This window comes from Citrobacter sp. Cf088 (assembly GCF_030334295.1).
Lineage (GTDB): Bacteria > Pseudomonadota > Gammaproteobacteria > Enterobacterales > Enterobacteriaceae > Citrobacter > Citrobacter freundii.
Map to the genome: position 1 here is coordinate 343,885 of NZ_JAOWEE010000058.1, position 23,055 is coordinate 366,939.

General features: G+C 51.9%; 24 protein-coding genes. 7 read left to right on the top strand and 17 right to left on the bottom strand.

Annotation, left to right across the window (positions count from 1 at the left end; translation table 11 throughout):
• The first annotated feature begins 11 nt into the window (after nucleotides 1-11).
• Nucleotides 12-1,346, top strand: a complete 1,335-nt coding sequence (pdxR, locus tag OGV71_RS24920; RefSeq protein WP_003037264.1) for a MocR-like pyridoxine biosynthesis transcription factor PdxR — start codon at nucleotides 12-14, stop codon at nucleotides 1,344-1,346.
• A 248-nt stretch (nucleotides 1,347-1,594) separates the two neighbouring features.
• Nucleotides 1,595-1,945, top strand: a complete 351-nt coding sequence (locus OGV71_RS24925) for a DUF2002 family protein (RefSeq protein ID WP_003037262.1) — start codon at nucleotides 1,595-1,597, stop codon at nucleotides 1,943-1,945.
• Between the two features lie 36 nt (nucleotides 1,946-1,981).
• Here OGV71_RS24925 and alaE read toward each other — a convergent pair whose 3' ends face one another.
• Nucleotides 1,982-2,431, bottom strand: a complete 450-nt coding sequence (gene alaE / locus OGV71_RS24930; protein WP_003037259.1) for an L-alanine exporter AlaE — start codon at nucleotides 2,429-2,431, stop codon at nucleotides 1,982-1,984.
• Between the two features lie 557 nt (nucleotides 2,432-2,988).
• On the opposite strand from alaE, the gene stpA reads away from it, so the two are divergent.
• A complete protein-coding gene (gene stpA / locus OGV71_RS24935) occupies nucleotides 2,989-3,390 on the top strand; it encodes a DNA-binding protein StpA (RefSeq protein WP_171858786.1) in 402 nt (133 codons plus the stop codon).
• A 36-nt stretch (nucleotides 3,391-3,426) separates the two neighbouring features.
• On the opposite strand, the gene OGV71_RS24940 is transcribed toward stpA, so the two are convergent.
• The 3 genes from OGV71_RS24940 to OGV71_RS24950 form a co-directional block, all read right to left on the bottom strand.
• Nucleotides 3,427-3,606 carry a GDFGVC terminal motif YodC-like protein gene (locus OGV71_RS24940; protein WP_003037253.1) on the bottom strand — a complete coding sequence of 60 codons (180 nt, stop codon included), beginning with the start codon at nucleotides 3,604-3,606 and terminating at the stop codon, nucleotides 3,427-3,429.
• Nucleotides 3,607-3,696: 90 nt separating this feature from the next.
• Entirely contained in the window at nucleotides 3,697-4,224 is a 528-nt protein-coding gene (locus tag OGV71_RS24945) for a rhodanese family protein (protein WP_032949883.1), read from the bottom strand.
• Between the two features lie 9 nt (nucleotides 4,225-4,233).
• Nucleotides 4,234-4,533, bottom strand: a complete 300-nt coding sequence (locus OGV71_RS24950) for an ArsR/SmtB family transcription factor (RefSeq protein WP_003037247.1) — start codon at nucleotides 4,531-4,533, stop codon at nucleotides 4,234-4,236.
• 184 nt (nucleotides 4,534-4,717) lie between these two features.
• Here OGV71_RS24950 and OGV71_RS24955 point away from each other — a divergent pair, with 184 nt between their 5' ends.
• Both OGV71_RS24955 and lysM read left to right on the top strand, forming a co-directional pair.
• Entirely contained in the window at nucleotides 4,718-4,876 is a 159-nt protein-coding gene (locus tag OGV71_RS24955) for a YqaE/Pmp3 family membrane protein (RefSeq protein ID WP_003037242.1), read from the top strand.
• A gap of 95 nt (nucleotides 4,877-4,971) precedes the next feature.
• Nucleotides 4,972-5,421, top strand: a complete 450-nt coding sequence (gene lysM / locus OGV71_RS24960) for a peptidoglycan-binding protein LysM (protein ID WP_003037241.1) — start codon at nucleotides 4,972-4,974, stop codon at nucleotides 5,419-5,421.
• A 12-nt stretch (nucleotides 5,422-5,433) separates the two neighbouring features.
• Here the strand turns inward: lysM and csiR are convergent, their stop codons facing one another.
• The 9 genes from csiR to OGV71_RS25005 form a co-directional block, all read right to left on the bottom strand.
• Complete coding sequence (gene csiR / locus OGV71_RS24965) at nucleotides 5,434-6,120, bottom strand: DNA-binding transcriptional regulator CsiR (protein WP_003037236.1); 687 nt, start codon at nucleotides 6,118-6,120, stop codon at nucleotides 5,434-5,436.
• Nucleotides 6,121-6,165: 45 nt separating this feature from the next.
• On the bottom strand, nucleotides 6,166-7,566 hold the full coding sequence (gabP, locus tag OGV71_RS24970; RefSeq protein ID WP_204583332.1) for a GABA permease: 1,401 nt from the start codon (nucleotides 7,564-7,566) through the stop codon (nucleotides 6,166-6,168).
• A gap of 142 nt (nucleotides 7,567-7,708) precedes the next feature.
• Nucleotides 7,709-8,992: a 4-aminobutyrate--2-oxoglutarate transaminase gene (gene gabT / locus OGV71_RS24975; protein WP_071696792.1), complete on the bottom strand. Its 1,284-nt coding sequence runs from the start codon at nucleotides 8,990-8,992 to the stop codon at nucleotides 7,709-7,711.
• A gap of 25 nt (nucleotides 8,993-9,017) precedes the next feature.
• A complete protein-coding gene (gabD, locus tag OGV71_RS24980; protein WP_032944689.1) occupies nucleotides 9,018-10,466 on the bottom strand; it encodes an NADP-dependent succinate-semialdehyde dehydrogenase in 1,449 nt (482 codons plus the stop codon).
• Nucleotides 10,467-10,489: 23 nt separating this feature from the next.
• Entirely contained in the window at nucleotides 10,490-11,758 is a 1,269-nt protein-coding gene (lhgD, locus tag OGV71_RS24985; RefSeq protein ID WP_003839703.1) for an L-2-hydroxyglutarate dehydrogenase, read from the bottom strand.
• A gap of 19 nt (nucleotides 11,759-11,777) precedes the next feature.
• Complete coding sequence (glaH, locus tag OGV71_RS24990) at nucleotides 11,778-12,755, bottom strand: glutarate dioxygenase GlaH (protein ID WP_204583333.1); 978 nt, start codon at nucleotides 12,753-12,755, stop codon at nucleotides 11,778-11,780.
• Between the two features lie 239 nt (nucleotides 12,756-12,994).
• Nucleotides 12,995-13,708, bottom strand: a complete 714-nt coding sequence (locus OGV71_RS24995; protein ID WP_003037218.1) for an MgtC/SapB family protein — start codon at nucleotides 13,706-13,708, stop codon at nucleotides 12,995-12,997.
• Between the two features lie 31 nt (nucleotides 13,709-13,739).
• Nucleotides 13,740-14,975 carry an MFS transporter gene (locus OGV71_RS25000; RefSeq protein WP_003037215.1) on the bottom strand — a complete coding sequence of 412 codons (1,236 nt, stop codon included), beginning with the start codon at nucleotides 14,973-14,975 and terminating at the stop codon, nucleotides 13,740-13,742.
• Nucleotides 14,976-14,986: 11 nt separating this feature from the next.
• Nucleotides 14,987-15,811, bottom strand: a complete 825-nt coding sequence (locus tag OGV71_RS25005) for an MBL fold metallo-hydrolase (RefSeq protein WP_003037212.1) — start codon at nucleotides 15,809-15,811, stop codon at nucleotides 14,987-14,989.
• Between the two features lie 334 nt (nucleotides 15,812-16,145).
• On the opposite strand from OGV71_RS25005, the gene OGV71_RS25010 reads away from it, so the two are divergent.
• On the top strand, nucleotides 16,146-18,320 hold the full coding sequence (locus tag OGV71_RS25010) for an extracellular solute-binding protein (RefSeq protein ID WP_204583334.1): 2,175 nt from the start codon (nucleotides 16,146-16,148) through the stop codon (nucleotides 18,318-18,320).
• Between the two features lie 52 nt (nucleotides 18,321-18,372).
• Here the strand turns inward: OGV71_RS25010 and OGV71_RS25015 are convergent, their stop codons facing one another.
• Complete coding sequence (locus OGV71_RS25015; protein ID WP_048217220.1) at nucleotides 18,373-18,978, bottom strand: short chain dehydrogenase; 606 nt, start codon at nucleotides 18,976-18,978, stop codon at nucleotides 18,373-18,375.
• Nucleotides 18,979-19,076: 98 nt separating this feature from the next.
• Here OGV71_RS25015 and OGV71_RS25020 point away from each other — a divergent pair, with 98 nt between their 5' ends.
• On the top strand, nucleotides 19,077-19,967 hold the full coding sequence (locus tag OGV71_RS25020; protein ID WP_003037204.1) for a LysR substrate-binding domain-containing protein: 891 nt from the start codon (nucleotides 19,077-19,079) through the stop codon (nucleotides 19,965-19,967).
• 70 nt (nucleotides 19,968-20,037) lie between these two features.
• Here the strand turns inward: OGV71_RS25020 and OGV71_RS25025 are convergent, their stop codons facing one another.
• Genes OGV71_RS25025 through OGV71_RS25035 form a run of 3 tightly spaced genes read right to left on the bottom strand, consistent with a single transcriptional unit; the run spans nucleotide 20,038 to nucleotide 22,989 of the window.
• Nucleotides 20,038-21,552, bottom strand: a complete 1,515-nt coding sequence (locus OGV71_RS25025; RefSeq protein WP_003826025.1) for a tripartite tricarboxylate transporter permease — start codon at nucleotides 21,550-21,552, stop codon at nucleotides 20,038-20,040.
• A 10-nt stretch (nucleotides 21,553-21,562) separates the two neighbouring features.
• Nucleotides 21,563-21,997, bottom strand: coding sequence for a tripartite tricarboxylate transporter TctB family protein (locus OGV71_RS25030; RefSeq protein ID WP_008321484.1), 435 nt, complete (start codon nucleotides 21,995-21,997; stop codon nucleotides 21,563-21,565).
• Nucleotides 21,998-22,011: 14 nt separating this feature from the next.
• Nucleotides 22,012-22,989, bottom strand: a complete 978-nt coding sequence (locus OGV71_RS25035; protein ID WP_003839716.1) for a Bug family tripartite tricarboxylate transporter substrate binding protein — start codon at nucleotides 22,987-22,989, stop codon at nucleotides 22,012-22,014.
• Between the last annotated feature and the right edge of the window lie 66 nt (nucleotides 22,990-23,055).

Consider the following 23,055-nt stretch of genomic DNA (forward strand, 5'->3'; position numbering starts at 1 on the left):
GCAGACCATAAATGCCGCGCTATCAGCAAATCGCCCGTCAGTTAAAAAACGCAATTGAGAAAGGTGAACTCAAGCCCGGTACCAGATTGCCCTCCAGTCGGACCTGGGCCCAGGAGCTGGGAGTATCACGCTCGACGGTAGAAAATGCCTATGCAGAGCTGGTGGCGCAGGGCTGGCTCGCGCGGCGTGGACAGGCAGGAACGTTTGTCAGTGAGCAACTGCGACCAGAAAGGGCACCTGCTTCTCCTGCCATTTTTGCCGGAGAAAATCCCAGACCGCAAACTTTTCAGATGGGATTACCCGCACTCGATCTTTTTCCGCGCGAAGTCTGGGCGCGGGTGATGGGACGGCGTTTACGCACCCAAACGCGTTTTGATCTGGCGGTGGGCGATGTGTGTGGCGAGCGGGCGTTACGTCAGGCGATTGTGGATTACCTGCGGGTCTCACGCAGCATTGAATGCCAGCCAGAGCAGATTTTTATCACTTCAGGCTATGCGGCATCAATGACGTTAATCCTGCGCGCTCTGGCGCATCCCGGAGAGGGAATGTGGGTCGAAGATCCCGGCTTTCCGCTGATTCGGCCTGTGGTGGCTCAAGAACGCATTGAGTTGAAGCCGGTAGCGGTGGATGCCGATGGTCTGGATGTCAGCGCCGGGATCCGCGACTACCCGCAGGCGCGTTTTGTACTGCTCACTCCCGCACATCAAAGCCCACTGGGGGTAGCACTGTCTTTAGACCGTCGCCACCAGTTGCTGGAGTGGGCGACTCGTGCGCAGGCGTGGGTAATCGAAGATGATTATGACAGTGAATTTCGTTACCACGGTAAGCCGTTGCCGCCGCTAAAAAGTCTGGATGCGCCCCAGCGGGTGATTTATGCCGGAACGTTCAGCAAATCGATGTTTCCGGCTTTGCGTACGGCATGGCTGGTGGTGCCCCTGACCCAGGTTGAACACTTTCGCCAACAAGCGGCGCTAACGGCCTGTAGCGTTCCGGTTCTATGGCAGCAAACGCTGGCGGATTTTATGCGAGACGGCCACTTCTGGCGACACTTAAAACGTATGCGACAACATTATGCCGAACGACGACAATGGATGGAAAACGCCCTGACCGAACAAGGATTTAGCGTCATTCCTCAGGAAGGTGGGATTCAACTGGTGATGAGTGTGGACGGAGATGATATTGCGCTGGTGCGCAAAGCGAATCAGGCCGGGTTAGCTGTTCAGGCGTTAAGCCGCTGGCGAATAACGTCAGAAGGAAAGGGGGGAATATTGCTGTCATTTACCAATATCAGCTCGGCGGAAATGGCGCAACAGGCGGCGTACCAACTGCGGATGGCGCTGACATAAATCTATACCCGTCATACTTCAAGTTGCATGTGCGTTGGCTGCGTTCGTTCACCCCAGTCACTTACTTTAGTAAGCTCCTGGGGATTCGCTCCCTTGCCGCCTTCCTGCAACTCGAATTATTTAGGGTATATAAGGTTCTTACGATATGCGTCCCACCATCGCCACCCGTTTATGGACTTTTCTGAAAGCGTTGCTAATGCTGAATCAGGTAAGGTAAGCCCGCAGTAAAAGATAACGAGGAAAATAATATGTATTTACGACCTGATGAGGTGGCGCGCGTACTTGAAAAAGTGGGCTTTACCGTTGATGTAGTGACGCAGAAAACGTACGGCTATCGTCGTGGCGAAAATTATGTGTACGTTAACCGTGAAGCACGCATGGGACGTACCGCATTAATTATCCATCCCACGCTAAAAGAGCGCAGCTCTTCGCTGGCAGAACCAGCGACGGATATTAAAACCTGCGATCATTATCAGCAATTCCCACTGTATTTAGCCGGTGAGACACACGAACATTATGGTATTCCGCACGGCTTTAGCTCGCGAATTGCGCTGGAGCGTTATCTGAGTGGGTTGTTTGGCGACGTTAATTCTAACTAATAACGCGACTGGCAGTGCCAGTCGCGAAGAAGCGTGTCAGGCTTTAGCCTGATGATAGCTGCTGACCTTAAACAAGCGGCGGCAATAATCAAGAAAGTAGCCATAGACGGCGCCCATCAGCATTGATACCACGATGTTCGAACTTACTGCAGCCGTAATCTGGTGCCAGTCTGCGCCAACCGTCAGCAGAATAATCACATACACCGGCGACTGGAAGGTGACATAAGCCAGCACATCCGCCAGATTTTTTGCCCATCCTGCCTGCGTGGCTTTACGCGCCGCGCGCATGAACAAATCACGGTACATGCCGTATGGCCACGCGATCAGTATGTTGACAGGGATAGCGACTAATCTGGAATACAGCGACTGTTCGAAGCTCATTCCAGAAAGGAATATTTCGATCAACATGTTCACGACAGAACAATAAACAACCATCGCGAACGTGTCTGCTACTGCATGACGCAAGCGTGACTGCGGAGAGAACATGTTAATGCTCCTTGTAAAAAGGGGGAAAAAGGTTTTGAATACCTTAACTGCTAGTGATTTGTCTTGCTGCTTTCGCGTTTTAATAGGATATCTGCCTGGATAATAACTAGCAACTAGCTTAAAATTTTTATTTATTGCCTTTTTGTCGATAAAATGCTCTGTAATGGTTTGTTTTTTGTTCGTTTTGGTGTTTTCGTTGCTGTGTTAATTAAAATTCTTTTAGATCAAAGAGTTATTTTTGCTTGTTTTTCTGGGTTTTTTGCGCTCCTTTTCTGAATGTTGACTGATGTGCAATATGTATACTCGTTGGTTCCACGCGATGCCGTGGCCTGTTTCTTAAGTGACGCACTGAGATACCTTGCAGGTATATTCAAAGCTGCAATCAGGGTAATAGAATATATTGTCTGAGCGATAGCAGAATGGATGCTATAAATATCAGAGTTGGCTATTTGTTTAATGATCTGCGAATAAATTAGACTGGAAATATAATAATCAGTTGCATACAATATTTAGCGTAATACCGTTTTTATGTTTTACGTTAAAGAGGTTTTGTTAATATGAGTTCAATGTTAAAAAACTTAAATAATATCCGCTCGCTGCGTGCAATGGCTCGTGAATTTTCCGTTGATGTACTGGAAGATATGCTTGAAAAATTCAGGGTAGTGACCAAAGAACGGCGCGATGAAGAAGAACAGCTACAGCGCCAACGCGCAGAACAGCAGGCAAAAATTAATGCCTTGCTGGCGCAGATGCAGGCAGACGGGATTAGCCCGGAGGAGCTGCTGAGCATAACACCGGCTACGACACGTTCAGTTAAAAAACGCCAACCGCGCCCGGCGAAATATCGTTTTATCGATCTCAATGGTGAAACGAAAACATGGACTGGGCAAGGTCGCACACCGAAGCCAATTGCCCAGGCGATGGCTACCGGTAAATCTCTTGATGACTTTTTGATCTAATTACGAAGGCGGTGAGGAGATCCTCACCGCTTATTTTCAGCAAACGCCGAAATCACCCTCTTCGGTATATCGCGTGACATCAGCTGCTTTCAGCGTGAATTTATCACCGTTTTCATTACTGGCTTGTACCGCCACAATTTGATCGTCATTGACTTCAACAACCTTCAGTTTTGGACCGCCCATACGCGGTTGAACCAGATCGCCAGGTTTAAACATATTGTTGCGCTCCTTTATTTATCATTTATTGCAGAACTCACCATAGATCACGTCAACCGGCGGGTACAGTGCTGTTTCAATGATTACCGCTTAATGAGTACGTCGGTTCCAGGGCATTTTGTCCAGCAGACGCGCCATGCCGCAAAAGCCAGTCACGCCAGCGAGAATCAGCCCGGCCCCGACAAAACCGCTCAGCAGGAAGAAAGCACTGCTGACGGCGTAACCCAGAATAACACCGAGTAAGGCAAGGCTACCCGCGGCTATCTGCACCTGACGCATCAGCGGTAACGGTTGTGAACTGTCTTTCGTCACCGGCAACCCTGCGGCTTTCCAGCCGTCAATTCCACCTTCCAGCAGCCAGACCTGCGCGGGCGCAGCAATGGCGCTCAGTTTTGTTGCCGCATTTTGTGTACGTTTGCCTGACTGGCAGTGAAAAATCACCTGCTCGGCGCGTAAATTCGCAGGCAGCGATCCCTGTTCAAGCGCGGGCAACGGTGCCAGATGAGCCTCAGGAATATGCTCGTGCAGATACTCGTCAGCGTCGCGGATATCAATCAGTTTTGCACCTTGCGCGACCAGTGTCTGCGCCTCGCGCGGGGAAATCGTCCCAATAGTCATGATGGCTCCTTATGGGCAATACAGTGTTTTTAATGTGGCGATCAGCGAATTCACGGCCGCATTTTTAATGGAGTAGAGGATGCGCTGGGCATCGCGCTGGCTTTCTATCAGACCTTCTTCACGCATACGCGCCAGATGCTGGGAAGTGGCGGAAGGGCTAAGGCCGGTAACACGGGCTAACTCGCCTGCGCTGGTACCGGGTGAACCGCAGAGCATGCACAAAATCAGCAACCGTTTCGGGTTACTCATCGCTTTTAGCAGGGCGGCAGCTTGTTCTGCGCTGGCCTGGAGTTGTTCAAGTTCAGTCATATGTATTTAAGCACAATCTAAATTAAGCACATTCTAAAATAAACAACCAACGTACGCCAGCGTAAAGAGCGTAAAGGAGGGTAAAACAGCCGCGGAATGCTGGCAGAGTTGGGTAGAATGGCTACTCTTAGAGATAAAATCTCTTTTTAAACAATGATTAATTTTTTGCTTGTAGGGAGTGTGTATGGGTTTCTGGAGAATCGTTTTTACTATTATTCTGCCCCCGCTTGGCGTGCTGCTGGGGAAGGGGTTCGGCTGGGCATTTATCCTCAATATCGTTCTGACGCTACTGGGCTACATCCCTGGTTTGATCCATGCCTTCTGGATACAGACGCGTAATTAATTCCTTTCAACTACGGCGCTTTGGCGCCGTTTTCTTTGGCCCCCTTTCTCCTCTGCTACACTTTTGGGTGTTAATTGTTAATTACCGAGGTGGATATGGGACTCTTCAATTTTGTAAAAGATGCGGGTGAAAAACTGTGGGATGCGGTCACTGGAAACCATGACACAGCCGATCTGGCAAAAAAAGTGCAGGAACACCTGAACAAAACTGGCATCCCTGATGCGGATAAAGTGGACGTGCAAATTAACGAAGGCAAAGCCACTGTTTCTGGTGATGGATTAAGTCAGGAGGCGAAAGAAAAAATTCTGATCGCGATTGGTAATATCTCCGGTATTGCCAGCGTAGATGATCAGGTTAAAACCTCTGCGCCCGCGAGCGAAAGCCAGTTTTATACCGTTAAATCAGGGGATACCCTGAGCGCTATTGCTAAACAGGTTTACGGTAATGCCAACCTGTATAACCAGATATTTGAAGCGAATAAACCCATGCTGAAAAGTCCGGATAAAATCTATCCTGGGCAGGTGTTACGTATTCCGGAGCAGTAATATTATTCAGGCTTATTCCGTCAGCAATTTACCGGACATCGCCTGTTGAATAATCGGAATCGGCGTCAGCAGGTGCTGGCGCATTAATTCGCTGGCGCGCGCGGCATCGCGTGCCAGAATTGCTTCGGTTAACGTTTGGTGCTGATCGTGTTTGTCTTCCAGCATCTCCACCGACAGCACCGTTTTTCGCAGCCAGATAAACCGGTAGCGCGCCGCCAAATCGAACAGTCGTTCGCGCATTTGCAGCAGATATTGTGAACCACAGCCAGCGACAATCGCCGAGTGAAACGCCTGATGGCGCTGATCCCACTCGTCGAGCATCTGTTCGCTGGCATCAATGGCTTCAAGCTTACTAAGCATATGCGCGCGCGCCAGAATTTCAGCTTCCCAGGCGTCGTCGCCGCGTTCAATGGCCAGCGCGACCAGCATGGCTTCCATATTGGCGCGGGCATCGAAAATATCGAGCAACTCCTGCTCTGACATCGGGGCAACACGATACCCTTTCTGATTTACTACCGTCACCAACCGCTCGGCAACTAACTGCGAAAGCGCTTCGCGTAGCGGTCCCACGCCAAGCTCATAGCGTGAGGTCAGCAGGCTCATACGCAGTTTTTCATCAGGCTGATACACACCGCGGATGATGTCGTTCTTCAGCCAGCGGTATCCATCAATGGCCGTCGGTTGGGGAATGGCGGTCATGGTCATACTCCTGAAAGGATTTCCCGGCCTGCGCCGGGAACAGGTTTAATGCGTATTTTGCAATGGTGCTTTTTGCCAAGATAGCAGTTTTTTCCAGCGTGACATAATGGGCACGGTGCAAATAATTCCTATGGCTAACAATCCGGTAGAGATAACTTCCAGCTGTTGTGCCGGACGAAACAGCATGACCACCAGCACAAAGATAATAAATGCGATGACCAGCCAGGTAAGCCACGGATAGAGCCACATTTTCAGTTTAATTTCACCGCCTCGCGCCAGCAGGATTTTGCGCATCCGCAGTTGAGAAACGGCAATGACCAGATAGACCAGCAGTGCGATGGCACCGGAACTGTCGATCAGGAATTTAAACACCTTGGCCGGGGCGTAATAGTTGACGATGACGGTGAGGAATGCGGCACCGGTAGACAGCAACACCGCCACATAAGGCGTTTTACTGCGGTTCGTTTTACCCATAAAGGCGGGGGCATCGCCACGGCGGCTCAGGGAGTAGAGCATACGCGAGGACGTATACAGCGCGGAGTTGAGACAGCTAGTCACCGACAGCAAAATGACGCAATCCATGATCAATTTCGCGTGCGGGATATGCAGTAGCTCCAGTACCGAGCGGTAAGAACCGACTTCTTTCAGTCCCGGCATGTTCCACGGGATCAGCGCCACCACCACAAAAATAGAGCACAGATAGAAGATGGAGATACGCCAGATAACCGAGTTGGTGGCGCGAACGATATGTTTATCCGGGGTATCGGATTCGGCGGCGGCGATGGTAACTATCTCTGCGCCCATAAAGGAGAACATGGTGATTAACATTGCGCTGATCACGGCGCCAAAACCGTTGGGCATAAAGCCGCCCTGATCCCACAGGCGCGAAACCCCGCTGACATCGGCATAAGGGTAGAAACCGCTAATCGCCACCGCGCCGAGGGTTATAAACGCCAGAATGGCAATCACTTTGCACAGCGCCAGCCAGAACTCGAACTCACCATAATTTTTGACGCTCAGCAAATTACTGCCGGTTAATGCCAGCGTGATAACCAGAGAAAACAGCCAGATAGGAATACCAGGCACCCAGGAGTGAAGAATGATGGCGGCGATATTCGCCTCCAGCGGGATAACTAACACCCAGAACCACCAGTATAACCAGCCGATGGTGTAACCCGCCCACGGGCCAATGGCCTTATCGGCGTAAGTGGAAAAAGAACCGGTATCCGGGGTGGCAACGGCCATTTCGGCCAGCATGCGCATAATCATCACCACCAGCAATCCGGCGAACAGATAGGCTAATAATACTGCGGGACCGGCTTCTGCAATCGCCACACTTGAACCGACGAACAAACTTGCGCCGATTACCCCGGCAATAGACAGCATGGTGACGTGGCGTGATTTCAGCCCGCCCCCTAAATCATGTGATTGTGACAGTTGCCCCATCTTTAAACCTCTCGAAAGTATTTCACTTGGGAGAGCACCCCGGCATTCCCGCGCCGGGGCACGCGTATTATTGTTATTGACCCTGTTTGCCGGATGGCGGCTCCGCCTTATCCGGCTTAAAACTCCCCGTTTTGATACGGGTTTAACCCTGCTTTGCCTCGGCAAAACACTGGGCGATAATGTCCAGCCCCTGGCGGATTTGCGCGTCTTCAATAGTCAGCGGGACAAGAATGCGCAGCACGTTGTAGTAAGGTCCGCAGGAGAGCAGGATTAGCCCTTTATCGCGGGCACGAGCGACAATTTCAGCTGTCAGTTTGGCGTCTGGTTTCGTGTGGTCGCCGTTTTCGAACAGTTCGATAGCAATCATCGCGCCCAGCCCGCGTACGTCGCCAATCTCGCGGTGGGTTTCCGCGATAGCCAACAGGCCTTCACGCAGGGTTTGCCCCAGCTCGTTGGCTTTTTGCAGCAGATTTTCCTGCTCGAAAATGTTTAGTACCGCCAGCGCAGCGGCACAGGCAATTGGGTTACCGGCATAGGTACCGCCCAGACCGCCCGGTGGAATAGCGTCCATGACGTCGGCGCGTCCGGTCACGCCTGCCAGCGGGAAGCCTCCGGCGATGGATTTAGCGAAGGTGGTGAGATCGGGCGCAACGCCCATCTGCTCCATGGCAAACAGCGTACCGGTGCGGCCCGCACCGCTCTGTACTTCATCAGCAATCAGCATGATCCCGTGTTCGTCACAAATAGCGCGCAGACGTTGCATAAAAGCAGGAGAAGCGGCGTAAAAACCACCTTCGCCCTGGACGGGTTCAATTACGATGGCGGCGACGTCTTCTGGCGCGGCATCGTTTTTGAAAATGCGGTGAATACTGGCGATAGCATCGTCGTCACTGATGCCGTGCAGTGGGCAAGGATAAAGCGCGCGATACACGTGGCCCGGCATCAGCCCCATTCCGGCAGAGTATGGGTTCACTTTCCCGGTCAGTGACAAGGTGTAGTGGGTACGGCCGTGGTAAGCACCGCTGAAGGCGATTGTGCCGGTGCGTTTGGTGGCGGCGCGGGCGATTTTCACCGCATTTTCTACCGCTTCAGAACCGGTGGTCACCAGCAGGGTTTTCTTGGCGAAATCACCCGGCACTTTCTTATTCATGATTTCGCACAGCTCCAGGTATGGCTCATAGGCCAGTACCTGGAAACAGGTATGGGACAGCTTTTTCAACTGCGCTTCTACCGCAGAGACGATCTGCGGGTGCAGGTGACCGGTGTTCAACACTGCAATACCGCCAGCAAAGTCAAGGAATTCACGGCCTTCAACGTCCCAGACCCGACAGTTTTCTGCACGCTCGGCAAAAATAGGGTGGATCTGGCCTACGCCACGGGGAACGGCGTTGCTGCGACGTTGCATAAGTTCTTTGTTGGTGCTCATCAGGTGTTCTCCAGTATTTATTTTATTAAAGGCCGATGCACATATATTTGATTTCTAAGTAGTCTTCGATGCCGTATTTTGATCCTTCACGGCCAAGACCGGAGGCTTTGATTCCCCCAAACGGGGCGACTTCGTTGGAGATAATGCCGGTGTTAATCCCGACGATGCCGTACTCCAGCGCTTCGCCAACGCGGAAGACGCGACTTAAATCACGGGCGTAGAAATAGGCGGCCAGACCAAATTCGGTGTCGTTGGCCTGAGCGATGACGTCGGCTTCGTCTTTAAAACGAAACAGCGGAGCCAGCGGTCCGAACGTCTCTTCTTTGGCGACCTTCGCGTTGTCAGGCACATCCACCAGAATGGTGGGCTGGAAGAAGTTACCGCCGAGCGCATGAGGTTTACCGCCCGCGATAATGCGCGCGCCTTTATCCAGAGCATCGGCGATGTGCTCCTGCACCTTGGCGACCGCTTTTTCGTCGATCAACGGTCCGGTGGTGACGTCAGGTTGCAGACCATCGCCGAGGTGCAGTTTGCTCACAGCCTGCTGGAGTTTTTCGGCAAAACGCTCATACACACCGTCCTGTACGTACAGGCGGTTGGCGCAGACGCAGGTTTGCCCGGCGTTACGAAACTTCGAGGCCAGCGCGCCTTCCACGGCTTTATCAAGATCGGCATCGTCAAAGACGATAAACGGCGCATTGCCGCCCAGTTCCAGCGATACCTTTTTGATGTCTTTGGCGCACTGCTGCATTAACTGACGGCCAATTTCGGTTGAGCCGGTAAATGACAGTTTGCGCACCAGCGGGTTGCCGGTCAGCTCGTTACCGACTGCGCTGGCTGAACCGGTCACCACGCTGAAAACGCCAGCCGGGATCCCGGCGCGATTAGCCAGTTCTGCCAGCGCCAGTGCGGAGTAGGGGGTTTGGCTGGCGGGTTTAAGCACCATCGTACAGCCTGCTGCCAGCGCCGGACCGGCTTTACGGGTGATCATCGCTGAGGGAAAGTTCCACGGCGTAATCGCGGCGGTAACGCCGATCGGCTGCTTGATGACGATCAGGCGTTTGTCAGCCTGATGGCCAGGGATCGTATCGCCATAAATGCGTTTGCCCTCTTCGGCAAACCACTCAATAAAGGAGGCGGCGTAGGTAATTTCGCCTTTGGCTTCCGCCAGTGGTTTTCCCTGTTCCAGGGTCATCAGACGGGCGAGATCGTCTTGATGCTCAATCATCAGGTTGAACCAGCGGCGCAGAATGTTGGCCCGCTCTTTGGCAGTCAGCGCACGCCAGGCCGGCAGAGCGCGGTTTGCGGCGTTAATCGCTTCGCGGGTTTCATCTGCCCCCATTTTAGGTACGCTACCCAATTGCTGACCGTTGGCGGGATTGGTCACCGCGATGGTCTCGCCGCTGTTAGCGTCACGCCAGTTGCCGTCGATCAGTGCCTGCTGGCGAAATAAGGTTGGATCGTTAAGTTGCATGATTGCTTCCTGTCTTAATCGGTTTAACGGGTAAATGCGGCGTGTAATGTCTCCACGCTACGTGCCGCACGCAGCGTGCGTCCGGGATTACTCTGGTTCTCCAGCAGCGCATGAACTTTGCTGACAATATGTGCACCGATAGGGATTGCCGATGTTGCCGCCGGAGAAGGTGCGTTACAGGTGTGAATTGAGCGTGGCGTGGTGACAAACAGAAAATCGTCGATAAGCTTGCCATCAGGTGATACCGCCTGTGCCCGCACGCCCGCAGGCCACGGTTGCAGATCCTTAAGCGTCAGGCTCGGACAGTACTTTTGTACCAGCCGCAGATAACCGCTTTTGCACAGCGAATTCTTCATTTCGCCAAGCCCTGAGCGCAGGTTGTTTTGCAGCACGCGGCGAATACCAGAAGAGCCGAGGATCTCCAGCGTATCGCTGAGCGAGAAGTCACGCTTACGGTAGCCTTCACGTTTAAATGCCAGCACCGCGTTGGGGCCGACCGTGACGCTGCCGTCAATCATCCGGGTCAGATGAACACCGAGAAACGGCATTGCCGGGTCGGGGATGGGGTAGATCAGATGGTTAACTATCTGATTATGTTCTGGCGCCAGGCGGAAATATTCGCCACGGAACGGGCAGATGATAAAGCCAGGTTCAACGCCGAGCATTTTCACCAGTCGGTCCGCCATCAGGCCAGAACAACTAATCAGCGTCGCGCCTTCATATTCCTGACCCTGACGGGTATGGACAATCACGCCCGTAGCGTGCTCTTTCAGCGCGCTGACCTCGGCGTTGTAAATAATCTCACCGCCTTTGGCCTGGAAAATATTCGCCATCGCGGCGGTGACTTCACGGTAGCTGACGATCCCGCTCGACGGAACAAAAATGCCGCCCAGACCGGTGATATTCGGTTCACGCTCGCGAAGCTCCTGCGCATTCAGCCATTCGCGCTCCAAACCGTTAGCGGCGGTGCGATCCCATAGCGCGCGCATGCGCTCCATTTCCAGAGGGGAGGTGGCAACCAGCATTTTTCCGCAGACGTCGTAGCGGATGCCGTTTTGGTCGCAAAAGGCTTTTGTGGCGCGATTTCCGGCCAGGCAAAACTGCGCCTTCAGGCTGCCGGGAGTGTAATAGACCCCGGCATGAATGACGCCGCTGTTGTGGCCCGTCTGGTGACAGGCCGGGCCGGACTCTTTTTCCAACAGCGCAATTCTGGCGTCCGGATAGACATCAATCAGCTGCATGGCGGTCGACATGCCGATAATGCCGCCGCCAATAATCACAAAATCATACATCCGCTTTTTTCCTTCGCGCTTACTGATGAGTCTGGTAGTGGTTTGTCGCGTAAGCGAAATAACCACGTTGGCGCATCAGTTCGCGGCGCAGGTCAGGATGCGAGGTGAAACGATCGCGACCGTGTAGCCAGAACAGGTTGTTGATCAGCAGGAATTTACCCACTGAAACCGGTACGGAAATAATACTTTTGCTGGTTTCCAGCGCGTCGGACAGGTCACTCAGCCAGACGCCTTCTTCATAGTCTTTTGGCTGGACGAACTGGTCGATGTAGCGCATCACCGGACGACCCTGCTGGTCAACGTCAAATACCGGATGGAACACTTCCTGGCTCACGTTTTTGCTTGGCGGCGCGGCAAAGCGCATAGGGCGACGCGCCAGCGGATGGGTAAAGTACTGATCCAGATGTTCCCAGTCGTCGAGGTGCAGCAGCAGCGAGTTACCGCCGGTCATGTTCTGCTCGTCAATCTTCATCATCAGCACGTAATCGGTGATTTCTTCGAGATAGGTTCCGTCGTTGTGCAATTCCATCACTCGGTGAGGCTGGCGCAGATAGCTGTCTGAGTTATCGACGTTTTTCACCACAAAACGTGCGTAATATTGACCGCTCATCGCATCAAAATTCGAGCGTCCGATTAGATGTGCTACCGCCGTCGCCAGCTTGACCATCTCTTCTGCCTGCGCCACATCATTCACGCCAACGGCATTGATCAGCAGTGCGCCTTCGGCACGATCGAGCAACGTTTTCAGCAGCAGAGGCTGCAACTGATTGCCGCACAGGTCGTCGAGGATCTTGCCCACTTTGAAGCGCAAGAAGGATTTGTATTCCAGCGCCTGCACCGGCCACTGCGCGACGGCCTGCAGAAATTGCTCAGTGGTCTCAGCGGAAAAAGTCAGCTCCAGCAGGCGTGGGGACTGGGCTGATGGTTTCAGCGTGAAACCGCTGTAGTGCTGGGCTGGATCTTCAGCGTTCGGTTTTACGGCAGTCAGTGCGTTCATCAAATCGTTCCTCTCAGTAGATTGTCAGGGAGATATGGCGCAGCTCGTTTCGTAGCCATAAATTAAAAATATCTACATTTTTGAAAAACGCGCACATAATGAGCTTGTTTGTTTATTATTTGTGATCAAAAACAACAAATATTTAACATTGCAAACAATAGGGATTTAAAGCGAAGACAGGGATAGAGCGGTTATATCAGGTGGTAACCACCTGATTTTAAAGAGGGAAATAAAGCATCTTAATGTTCAAGAGCAATAGCGCAGACGTGTTCAACATGAGTGAGATCGTGGTACAAGTCGGGCAAGGTCATCTTCTTACGAATTACGATTTTGAGATTAACCTCGATTTTACCCTTCTTAATATCCCTGATCGTTATGTTTTCAATAATGTTTTTCTGTTGATGGATGCGGGTTATCAGATTTTCGAGCGCATCGCGTTCATCAAGAATAACCCTGACTTTTACTTTTCCGGGGAACTGGTTTTTAGTCTGTAAGAAAATAATGAACGGGCTTAATTTAATTGCCAATAAAAATAAAGCCGTGGCAAAAAAAGCATGAAAATAAAAACCGGCCCCACAGGTGATTCCCACCCCAGCAGATGCCCAGACAATTGCCGCAGTAGTGAGACCAGAAATAGCATCGTCGTGTCGGTGCAGAATGACTCCCGCACCGAGAAAACCAACGCCACTAATAATCTGAGCCGCCAGACGCATAGGATCGCTACGGATGTTCATCGAAATTTCAGCATAGTATTCTGCAGATTGTATTGATACGACAGTTAACACACAGCTGGCTACGGATAAAATAACGCAAGTTTTGAAGCCAACCGGTTTCCCTTTCGATTCTCTTTCCAGGCCTATAATGCCACCCAGAATAAATGCAATGCTGATTTTGATGATCGTAGTTAAAGGCAACAATCCTTGCTCATTGATGATGGCGGCCAGATTATTCATGCAATTACCTTAATGAAAGAGTCTTTAACGATCAGGAGTTTGCTTTTTTCAATGGGAGGTCTGCTTTGCGTTTTGAAATATCGTCCCGGAAGAATATCAGGAAGAATACGCTGACCACTGCGGCAACGCCTGCGGAAACTAGCCAGAATGTTTCCCATTGCGGTAACGCCTGTGGGCCTTGTTCCGTCACGGTGCTGTTGAAGATTTGACCGCATACGGTAGAGGCAAACAGCAAACCGACGCCGTTGGAGACGATAAATCGCAAGCTTTGGGCTTGTGCTTTGATCTCTGGCGCGGCTTTACGGTCAACATAAATGTCGCCCACGGTAAAGAAAAAGTCCCAGCAGAATCCCTGCAACATCAGGCCGATCAGCACAAACATCATGTTGGCATCCAGTGATGCATGAGCAAACAACAGTGTGCGGATGATCCAGCAAACGGCGCCCAACATGAGAGTAATTTTGAAGCCGGCTTTCAGTAAGAAAAACGAGAGCAGGAACATAAAAATGACTTCACAGGCGATGCCGACCTGCATCATTGACGCGGCGTTATCGAATCCAAGCGCTTTTAAAAAGACCGGGATATAGGCGGAATAAGCTGTTTTGGGGATCATCAGGACAAAAATACTGAGCATCAAAACCGAGAAACTGCGGTCCTTGAAGAGTGCCAGAGCGTCCAGACATAACAGATCGCGGAGTGTAAATACGCTTCCTTTTGCTTTCGGTGGGGTGTTTGGCAACGTAAAGCAGTAAAGGCCGAGCACGACACCGGAGGCTGACGCAATATACCAGGTGATGGTATTTCCAGAATAGCCCATTTCACCAATAATAAAACCGATGACCATAAAGCCAAATGTGCCGAACACACGAATAAAGGGGAAGTATTTCACCCCGTTAATGTGGCTGAAACTGATGCTGTTAGCCAGCGCAGTTGTTGGATAAAACAGCAGACCGACCAGGAAGATCATGGTCAACGTCATGCCCGTGTTTTGTGCCTCAATAAATTGTGGAACAAACAACAGTACGCCAGCATTAATTAAATGCAGGATCGCCATGACTTTTTGTGACGAAAAGAAACGGTCGGCTACCATGCCAATAAAGAGTGGCGAAAGAATGGTCGCCAGACCAAGCAAAGCATAAGATGAGCCAATAATGGTCGCCATACCATAGGTACTTAATACCAGTCCCATGGTCATATTCCAGGCGCCCTGCATGAAATATTGTATGAACATCATAACCAGCAGGCGTGGTGTTTTATTAAGGTCCATATTGCATATCCTTATTGGTTGATGCTCAGGTTAAGCCCATCCCAGGCGACAAGAATGTTCTCTTTGTCGCACGCCGCCACGAGATCGTCGTGCAGTAGACCGCCGCTGTGTGAGACATGCGAGACGATGAGTTGGCTATTTTTCTCAAGGCAGCCCAGTTCTGCAAGCCTGTCTCTGGCGGCGAAAACGGTTTCCAGACTCATGTGGTTATTTGTACGGTTATCACCATTAAAACCGTAGGTACATTCCAGCACCGTTAAATCGATCTTTTTCCCTTTTAACCATTGCCAGGTGAGTTCAGGGAACCAGCCCGAATCATGTCCATAGAAAATTGACTGACCATCTTTTTCGATAAACCAGGTATAACAAAGCTCCCATTTGGCATGGTTCGCCAGCAGTGGAGTGATTCGGTATCCGCGGGTTTCAACGGTTACGAAGGGAACCAGGCAATGAAAAGCAAATCTTTCTGCGCTGTAGCCTGGTAACACTTGTGCCGCGCCGTTAATCGCACGGTCATTACCAAAAATGTGCAACGGATGAGTAATCTCAAATCCGTACCCTTCCATTCGGCTAAAAAGATCGCCGACGTTGAAATGATCGGGATGTGTATGCGTGAACAGCAGCGATTTGATCTCTGTTGCGTCCAGGCCATCTCGCAGCAGTTGCTGGCTGAATTCAGGCGCGACATCAATCAACAGTTCATCGTCGATGATCGCTGAGGAGTGCGTGCGTATGTCTTTGCCTTTACGAATACGGGCTTGCTGACAGTGCTCACAACGGCAAAAAGGATTGGGTATCCCTTCGGATGCCGCGGTTCCCAGAAAATGAATATTCATGTTTCCCTCTTGATCAAAACAGAGTGTTGTTTTTTGAACGAAAATGTAATGAAACGTAATTGGAACGTGTCAATTATTATCCTGCAGCTTCAAGGCAACAACGATCTTTTGTTGCATAAGTGATCCTCTTCAAGAATTTAATAATTTATTTTTATATTTCATAGCTTTGAAATTTTTAGTTCATTTCTTCGTGCTATGTGGGGTTGAAAGGTGGTTATAAGAATGTGTTGATAAAATGCACTTTTTAATATTGTAACGTTCAAATTATCTTGCTGGAGATAGTTTCCTGATGAGCGCCGTGCTAGCATCAAAACATCAGGGGAAGGGTGTAAAAATGCCAACTATCAAAGACATAGCAAGAATTGCCGGTGTGTCGCATGGGACTGTCTCGAATGTGCTCAATGGCAGAGGAAATGTAAGCGTTGAGAAGATTGAAGCGGTTCAACGTGCGGCCCGAGAAGTTGGCTATCAGTTGAATGCGCAGGCGCAATCATTGAGAGCCAGCAAAAGTCAGGGAGTGGCCTTGATTCTGCCGGACATCAATGCGGAACGTTACTATCAACTTTATCGGGGATTACACCAGGCCTGGCAACCTTCACTCAGCGAACCAGTTGATCTTTACCTGACTAATGATTTGCCCAATCTGGAACTGGATATTTTGCAAACACTGGCGGCAAAGTCTTACCAGGCTGTTGTCACCGTGAGTTGCCTGGACAACAGCCAGCCCTATTACGATATGCTCAGGCTCTCCCCGGAGAATGTGCTTTTTGCGTATCGCCAGCCAGCCGGTGCAGTTTGTTATTTTAGCCTTGACTATGTGACCGCAGGGGAAGAAACCGCAAGAAGGGCACTGGCGCAGCAGCCGGGTCATATTGGTGTTTTCTGCGAGCCGCTGGAATTTGCCCACAGCGCACGATTTACTCAAGCGATACAGAAGGTATGCCGGGAGTTAAGTCCGCACACAAAGCTTACGGTTATACCTGCGCATGCCAGTGAAGTTAACACCGTCGCGTTTGACTTTTTCCGGGGGGCGATACCCGATCTGTTTATTGTTCAGGACAGTGAGAAGACGCGTGCGTTGACGCAAGCGTCCTGGTTTGGGAGTTCTCAGTCCTGCCCGCCGATAGTACAACTGAGTGATAATCTTCCTGCATCTTTTGATGGAATCACCAGCTATCAGATGGATTATGCCCGCCTGGGGACAACTATTGCTTCATGTATTCGCCAACCCAAAAGTAAAGAGAAGCACCGTATTCTGACGAATTGCGGTTTTTCCTGGAATGGGCAATACGCTCCGCCTCATGAGACGGAGGCGACGCTGAATATGTTAATTTTGCCCAGCCCTTCGACCGATGCGCTGAAGAAACTGTTACCTCACTTTTATCGCCAGACCGGTATTAAGGTTAATCTTGCGGTTTATCCGTATGATGAGGTTTTTGAAATTCTCTCTCATCTTCACCTGCACCCTTATTACGATTTACTGCGAATCGATATGGCATGTTTTCCCTGGTTTGCAGAAAAAGCATTATTGCCGCTGGAGTCGGTCTCCCCCGAGCTCCCGTTATTGCTGGATAACTTCTCTGAGCAAATTCAGCAGCACTTCAGCCAGGTGAATGGGACTGCATGGGCAATTCCCTTTGATGCCAGTATGCAGCTTCTGTTTTATCGACGAGATCTGTTTGAAGATGCGACGATTAAACGGATGTTTTATGAATCAACAGGCAAAGAGTTAACGCTACCAGAGAATTTCGCACAATTTGATGAGATTGCCGCTTTCTTTAGTCAATTGCATCAGCCAGAAAACAGACAGCGCCCAATGGGAACGGCGGTGACGTTGGGCAGCTCAGGACTTATCGCCACTGAGTACTTGCTACGTTACTACGCGTTAGGTGGACGATTGGTGCGTGAGGGCGAGCCGGTACAACTTGATGCTTCGCTTGCTGCCGCTGCACTCGAAGAATATCTGCACCAGCTTTCTATCGCCGTGAATCTCCCTGGTGAGTGGTGGAGTGATGCGGTTAAACAGTTTGAGCGTGGAAATCTCGCCATGCTGATTATGTATCTCAATTTGTTTAACGATGTTGCGCATACGACCATCGCCCCCACGATCGGCTATGCTCCCGTTCCGGGGCAGCTTCCACAATTGGGCGGTGGCTCTATTGGAATGTCTCGCTACAGTAAGAAGAAAAAACAGGTTGAGCAGTTTTTTCATTGGCTTTATTCCGATGAAATTTCGCGCCATCTGGTTCTATTGGGGGGCAACAGCGCCTGGTCTGGAATATGTCACGATCAAAATGTTCTCAATCTCTACCCGTGGTTTAATTTACTGAATGAAAAAGGCATGACGGGAATACGGGAGTCTCAGGGAAGTAAAGGTGAGTCTTTTAACCTGCGACAGGCAGAGATTATTATCGGGCAAGGCGTGACGAATGCGATTAACGGCATTATGGACGTCACGCAGGCCGTGGAATACATCAATGCGCGGATCAGAAACGAAACGGGTGCCTGAAATATGCGACTCATCGCCTCTTACTGATGACGTAAGAGGCGAGAAAAAGCGGTTAACAGTAACCCACTTTATAAATGCGCCCGCTCTGGATGCCTTCGACGCTGCGGCGATAGGCGTTGGCGACCGTGACGGCGGGGACGCTTTCAAAGCCGGGGAAGAACCCGTCATAGGCTGCAGCGGATTCACTCAGCACGGTCGGGCTTATCAGGTTAATACGCTGACCACGCTTTAGCTCACAGGCAGCGGCGCGCACAAATCCTTCCAGACCGGCATTGATCGTTGCCGCATTTGCGCCTTGTGCGATGGGCTCGTGGGCGATAATGCCGCTAATTAACGTTATCGAACCGCCATCATTGAGGAAATGCTGCCCGGTTAAGGCCAGACGTATCTGGCCTAACAGTTTATCCTGAAGCCCCTGATTAAAGTCCTGGTCGGTCATTGTCGACAGCGGTCCAAAGAACAGATTGCCGGTGGCGGAAACGATCGCATCTACCCGACCGACTTTTTCGAACAATGCCTCGACACTCTCCTGCGAGGTGATATCGACCTGGTAATCCCCCTGCGTGCGACCTACGCGGATCACCTCATGTTTACGGCTCAACGTTTCTGTGACTGCGCGACCCACTGTACCACTGGCACCAATAATGACGATTTTCATAACCACCTCCGCAATAGTGTGAGCCGCTATTCTTTAATGAAAATGAAATCGGATAAACTGGCTAAAAGTTAGATGATTACTAACCAGGGGTTTGCAATATGGATAAGTTACGCGGCATGGAAACGTTTGTCGCCGTGGTGGAGAGCGGGAGCTTTACTTCTGCGGCGACGAGGCTCGAGATGTCTGCGGTGATGGTGGGAAAATATATCGCCCAACTGGAAGCGCAGCTCGGCACGCGTTTGCTGGAGCGCAATACGCGTCGCCAGAGTCTGACCGATGCCGGACGCGTCTATTTTGAAGAAGCCCGTCGCGTGCTGGAGCAGGTATCGATAGCCGAACGTTCGGTAGAGCGTCTGCGGCTGGCACCAGCAGGGACGCTGCGCATAAGCGCGCCCACGTCTTTTGGCGCTTGCGTGATCTCGCCACTGGCCGCTGCGTTTTTACAGACCTGGCCAGAGGTGCGCATTGAACTGGATCTAACCAACCGGATGGTTGATCTGGTTAATGAAGGTGTTGATCTGGCGATCCGCATTGGCGATATCCATCAGACTGACGTGGTGGCGAAATACCTGTGTCCCTACCGTATGGCAATTTGTGCTTCGCCAGAATATCTTGCCCGCCATGGCACCCCCCGAACGCCCGCGGATCTGGTGGATCATCTGTGTCTGTCCCATACCGTGTGGACGGCCCGCAACGAGTGGATACTGCCTGGCGTGACGGGGGAAGTCAGATGGAAACGCGATGCGATCCTGCGCTGTAACGATGGTCATGGCCTGCGTATGGCGGCGGTAGCGGGGGCTGGGCTGTTATTGCAACCGGAGGTGCTGTTGGCAGAAGAGCTGGCTACTGGCAAGTTGGTTCGTATTCTGGAAGGATTTACGCCACAGCCGCGGCCGATTCATTTGCTGTGGCGACAGGATTTGCGTCCGTTGCCCAAGCTGACACGGTTTGTTGAGCACGTTCTTAGTGCAGTTCAGGAATTAAGATGAAAATGCCGGATGGCGCTGCGCTTATCCGGCCTACAGTGGCGATTAATCGTAGGCCGGACAAGGCGCGTTACTAACCGATATCCACCTGCGGTTTGCTGTTGCGTTTACGGATCATGCGCAGCACTGGCGGGACCACGATAACCAGTACCGCCATCACCAGCAGCACTTTCGCCACGCCGCTGGCCCACAGAATATCCATACTCCCGTTACTGATAGACAACGCCCGGCGCAGGTTCTGCTCCAGCATTTCCCCGAGAACGAAGCCCAGAATCAATGGCGACATTGGGAAGTGCATTTTACGCAAAATGTAGCCCAGCACGCCGAGGGCGACCATCAACACCAAATCGAAGGTAGTGCTGTGGACAGCGTACACACCTACCGCGGAGACTGCCGCAATAGCGGGTACCAAAAACCACAGCGGAATGGTCAGCATGCGGGTAAACAGACCGATCAGTGGAATGTTCATCACCAGCAGCATTACGTTAGCGATCAGCAGCGCCGCAATCAGCCCCCAGACGATATCCGGCTGTTCAGTGAACATCGCCGGCCCCGGAGTGATGTTGTACAGCGTCAGCGCGCCCATCATCACCGCCGTGGTACCGGAGCCCGGCACGCCGAGCGTCAGCATTGGGATGAAAGAGCCGCAGGCCGAGGCGTTGTTGGCGGCTTCTGGCGCCGCTACGCCACGAATATCCCCCTTGCCAAAGCTGTCGCTGTTGCCGCTGAGCTTTTTCTCGGTCATGTAGGTGATGGCACTGGCAATGGTGGCGCCAGCGCCAGGCAGAACGCCGACGAAAAAGCCAATCACTGATGAACGCAGGGTGGCTCCTACGCACTGTGCGCCTTCTTTGGCGTTGAACAACATGCGGCCCGTTTTACGCACCAGCGTCTGACCACTGCTGGTATGTTCCAGCATTAACAGTATTTCAGAGACAGAGAACAGCCCAATCACCACTACGATAAACTGCACACCGTCGGAGAGATGGACACTGTCAAAAGTAAAGCGATAAACCCCGGTGTTGGCGTCTACGCCGACGGTCGCAAGTCCGAGACCGATAAGCGCTGCCAGAAATGATTTCAGCGGATTTTGCGCCATCATGCTGCCGAGACAGGCAATGGCGAAAACCATTAAGGCAAAGTATTCTGCCGGACCGAAGGCCAGCGACCATTGGGCTAACGCCGGGGCAAACAGAATGATGCCGCCGATGGCGATAAGTGAACCAAAGAAAGAGCTGACCGCCGAGATAGAGAGCGCCACGCCGCCGCGTCCTTGCTGCGCCATCGGGTAACCATCCAGCGCGGTCATAATCGCCGCCGCATCGCCGGGAACATTCAGCAGGATGGAGGAGATGCGCCCGCCATATTCACAGCCAATGTAGACCGTAGCCAGCAGGATCAGCGCGGATTCTGCGGGCAGATGCAAAGCAAAGGCCAGCGGCAGCAGGATCGCCACGCCGTTGATCGGCCCAAGGCCAGGCAGCAAACCCACAATGGTGCCTACAAAACAGCCTATCAAGGCGATGACCAGGTTTTCCGGCGTCATTGCCACCGCGAAACCCTGAGAAAGATAAATCCAGGTATCCATCGTTTCTCCGTTAACCCAGCCAGGCGCCGAGTGGTAAGGTGACGTCAAGCAGTCGGTCAAAGGCATACCACAGCAGAATGCCGAGCACCGCGCCGGAAATACCCGCAGCCGGGATGGTTGCGCCGAACAGCATGCCAATCACCACGGTGAGAATGGCGGTAGCGATGGGAAAACCGAGCCACTCAAAACCCCAGGCGTACATCAACAGAACAATTACCATCGTCAGCAGCTTTTGCAGCACGTGGCGACGGGGCCAACTGATGGTGTCCGGATGGCGCAACAGCAGTGCCACGGCGCATACCAACATCAGACTGATAATGCCCAGCGGGAAGGGACGCGGCCCTACGGGTTCATAGCTGTATTCGCTGCTGATTTGCCAGGCCACGAACAGCCCGGCTATGCAGAGCAACAGCCAGATACCTGCAAAAATACGATCGCTCATCATCTTTGCCTCTGCGTTTACTTCGCCAGACCGAAGGCTTTCGCCTGCTCACGATAATCCGTAACCTGTTTTTTCACGTAGTCGTCGAGCTGTTTGCCGCTCATGTTGAACTCAAACAGACCGCGCAGATCGCGTTGTTTTTTAAACTCATCGGTCTGCTGGAGTTTGTTAAAGGCATCAACCCACCACTGATACTCAGCGTCGCTGACTTTTGGCCCAACGTAGAAGCCACGAATGATAGGCCACACGAGGTCATAACCCTGCTCTTTGGCGGTTGGCACGTTGGCTAACTGGCCCGGTAGGCGTTCATCAGAGAACACCGCGAGCACGCGGATTTTGTCGCCGCTGAGGTAGGGCACCATCTCACTGAGATCGCCGGAAACCACCTGTACGTGATTTCCCATCAATGCGGTAACCGGTTCGCCACCGCCTTCAAAAGCCACATAGCGCATCTTATGCGGATCGACATTGGCTTTTTGCGCCAGCAGCGCCGACTTCATCCAGTCCTGGCTACCGATAGAAGCACCTGCGCCAATGACCACGCTGTTAGGGTCTTTCTCCATTGCCGTAAGCAGATCTTTCAGCGTCTTCCATGGCGCATCCTGACGTACGGCAATCATGCCGTAGTCGGTGCCGACACTTGCCAGCCAGCGGACATCATCCACACCGTAGCGACCAAACTTGCCCTGTGACAGGTTCAGCAGGGAGCCGCCGGAGAAGGCCACCACGGTTCCCGCTTCAGCCGGGCGTTGAGCGACGATCGCGTTATAGGCCACGGCACCAACGCCGCCAGGCATGTAGGTCACGCGCATCGGTTTTTCGATAGCACCGGTTTCCATCATGCTCACCTGAATCAACTTACAGGTGAGATCGAAACCGCCGCCGGGCTTAGCAGGGGCGATACATTCGGTGCGCGATGGCGCTTGTTCGGCCAGTACAGAGGTACTCATCAGTAAAATGCTTGCAGTAAGGGTACGAAGTAACTGTTTTTTCATTGTTTATCCTCACGCCGGAAAACCGGATTTTCGGGTACGGAAGAAGATTTTTGTGATTATGTGAGC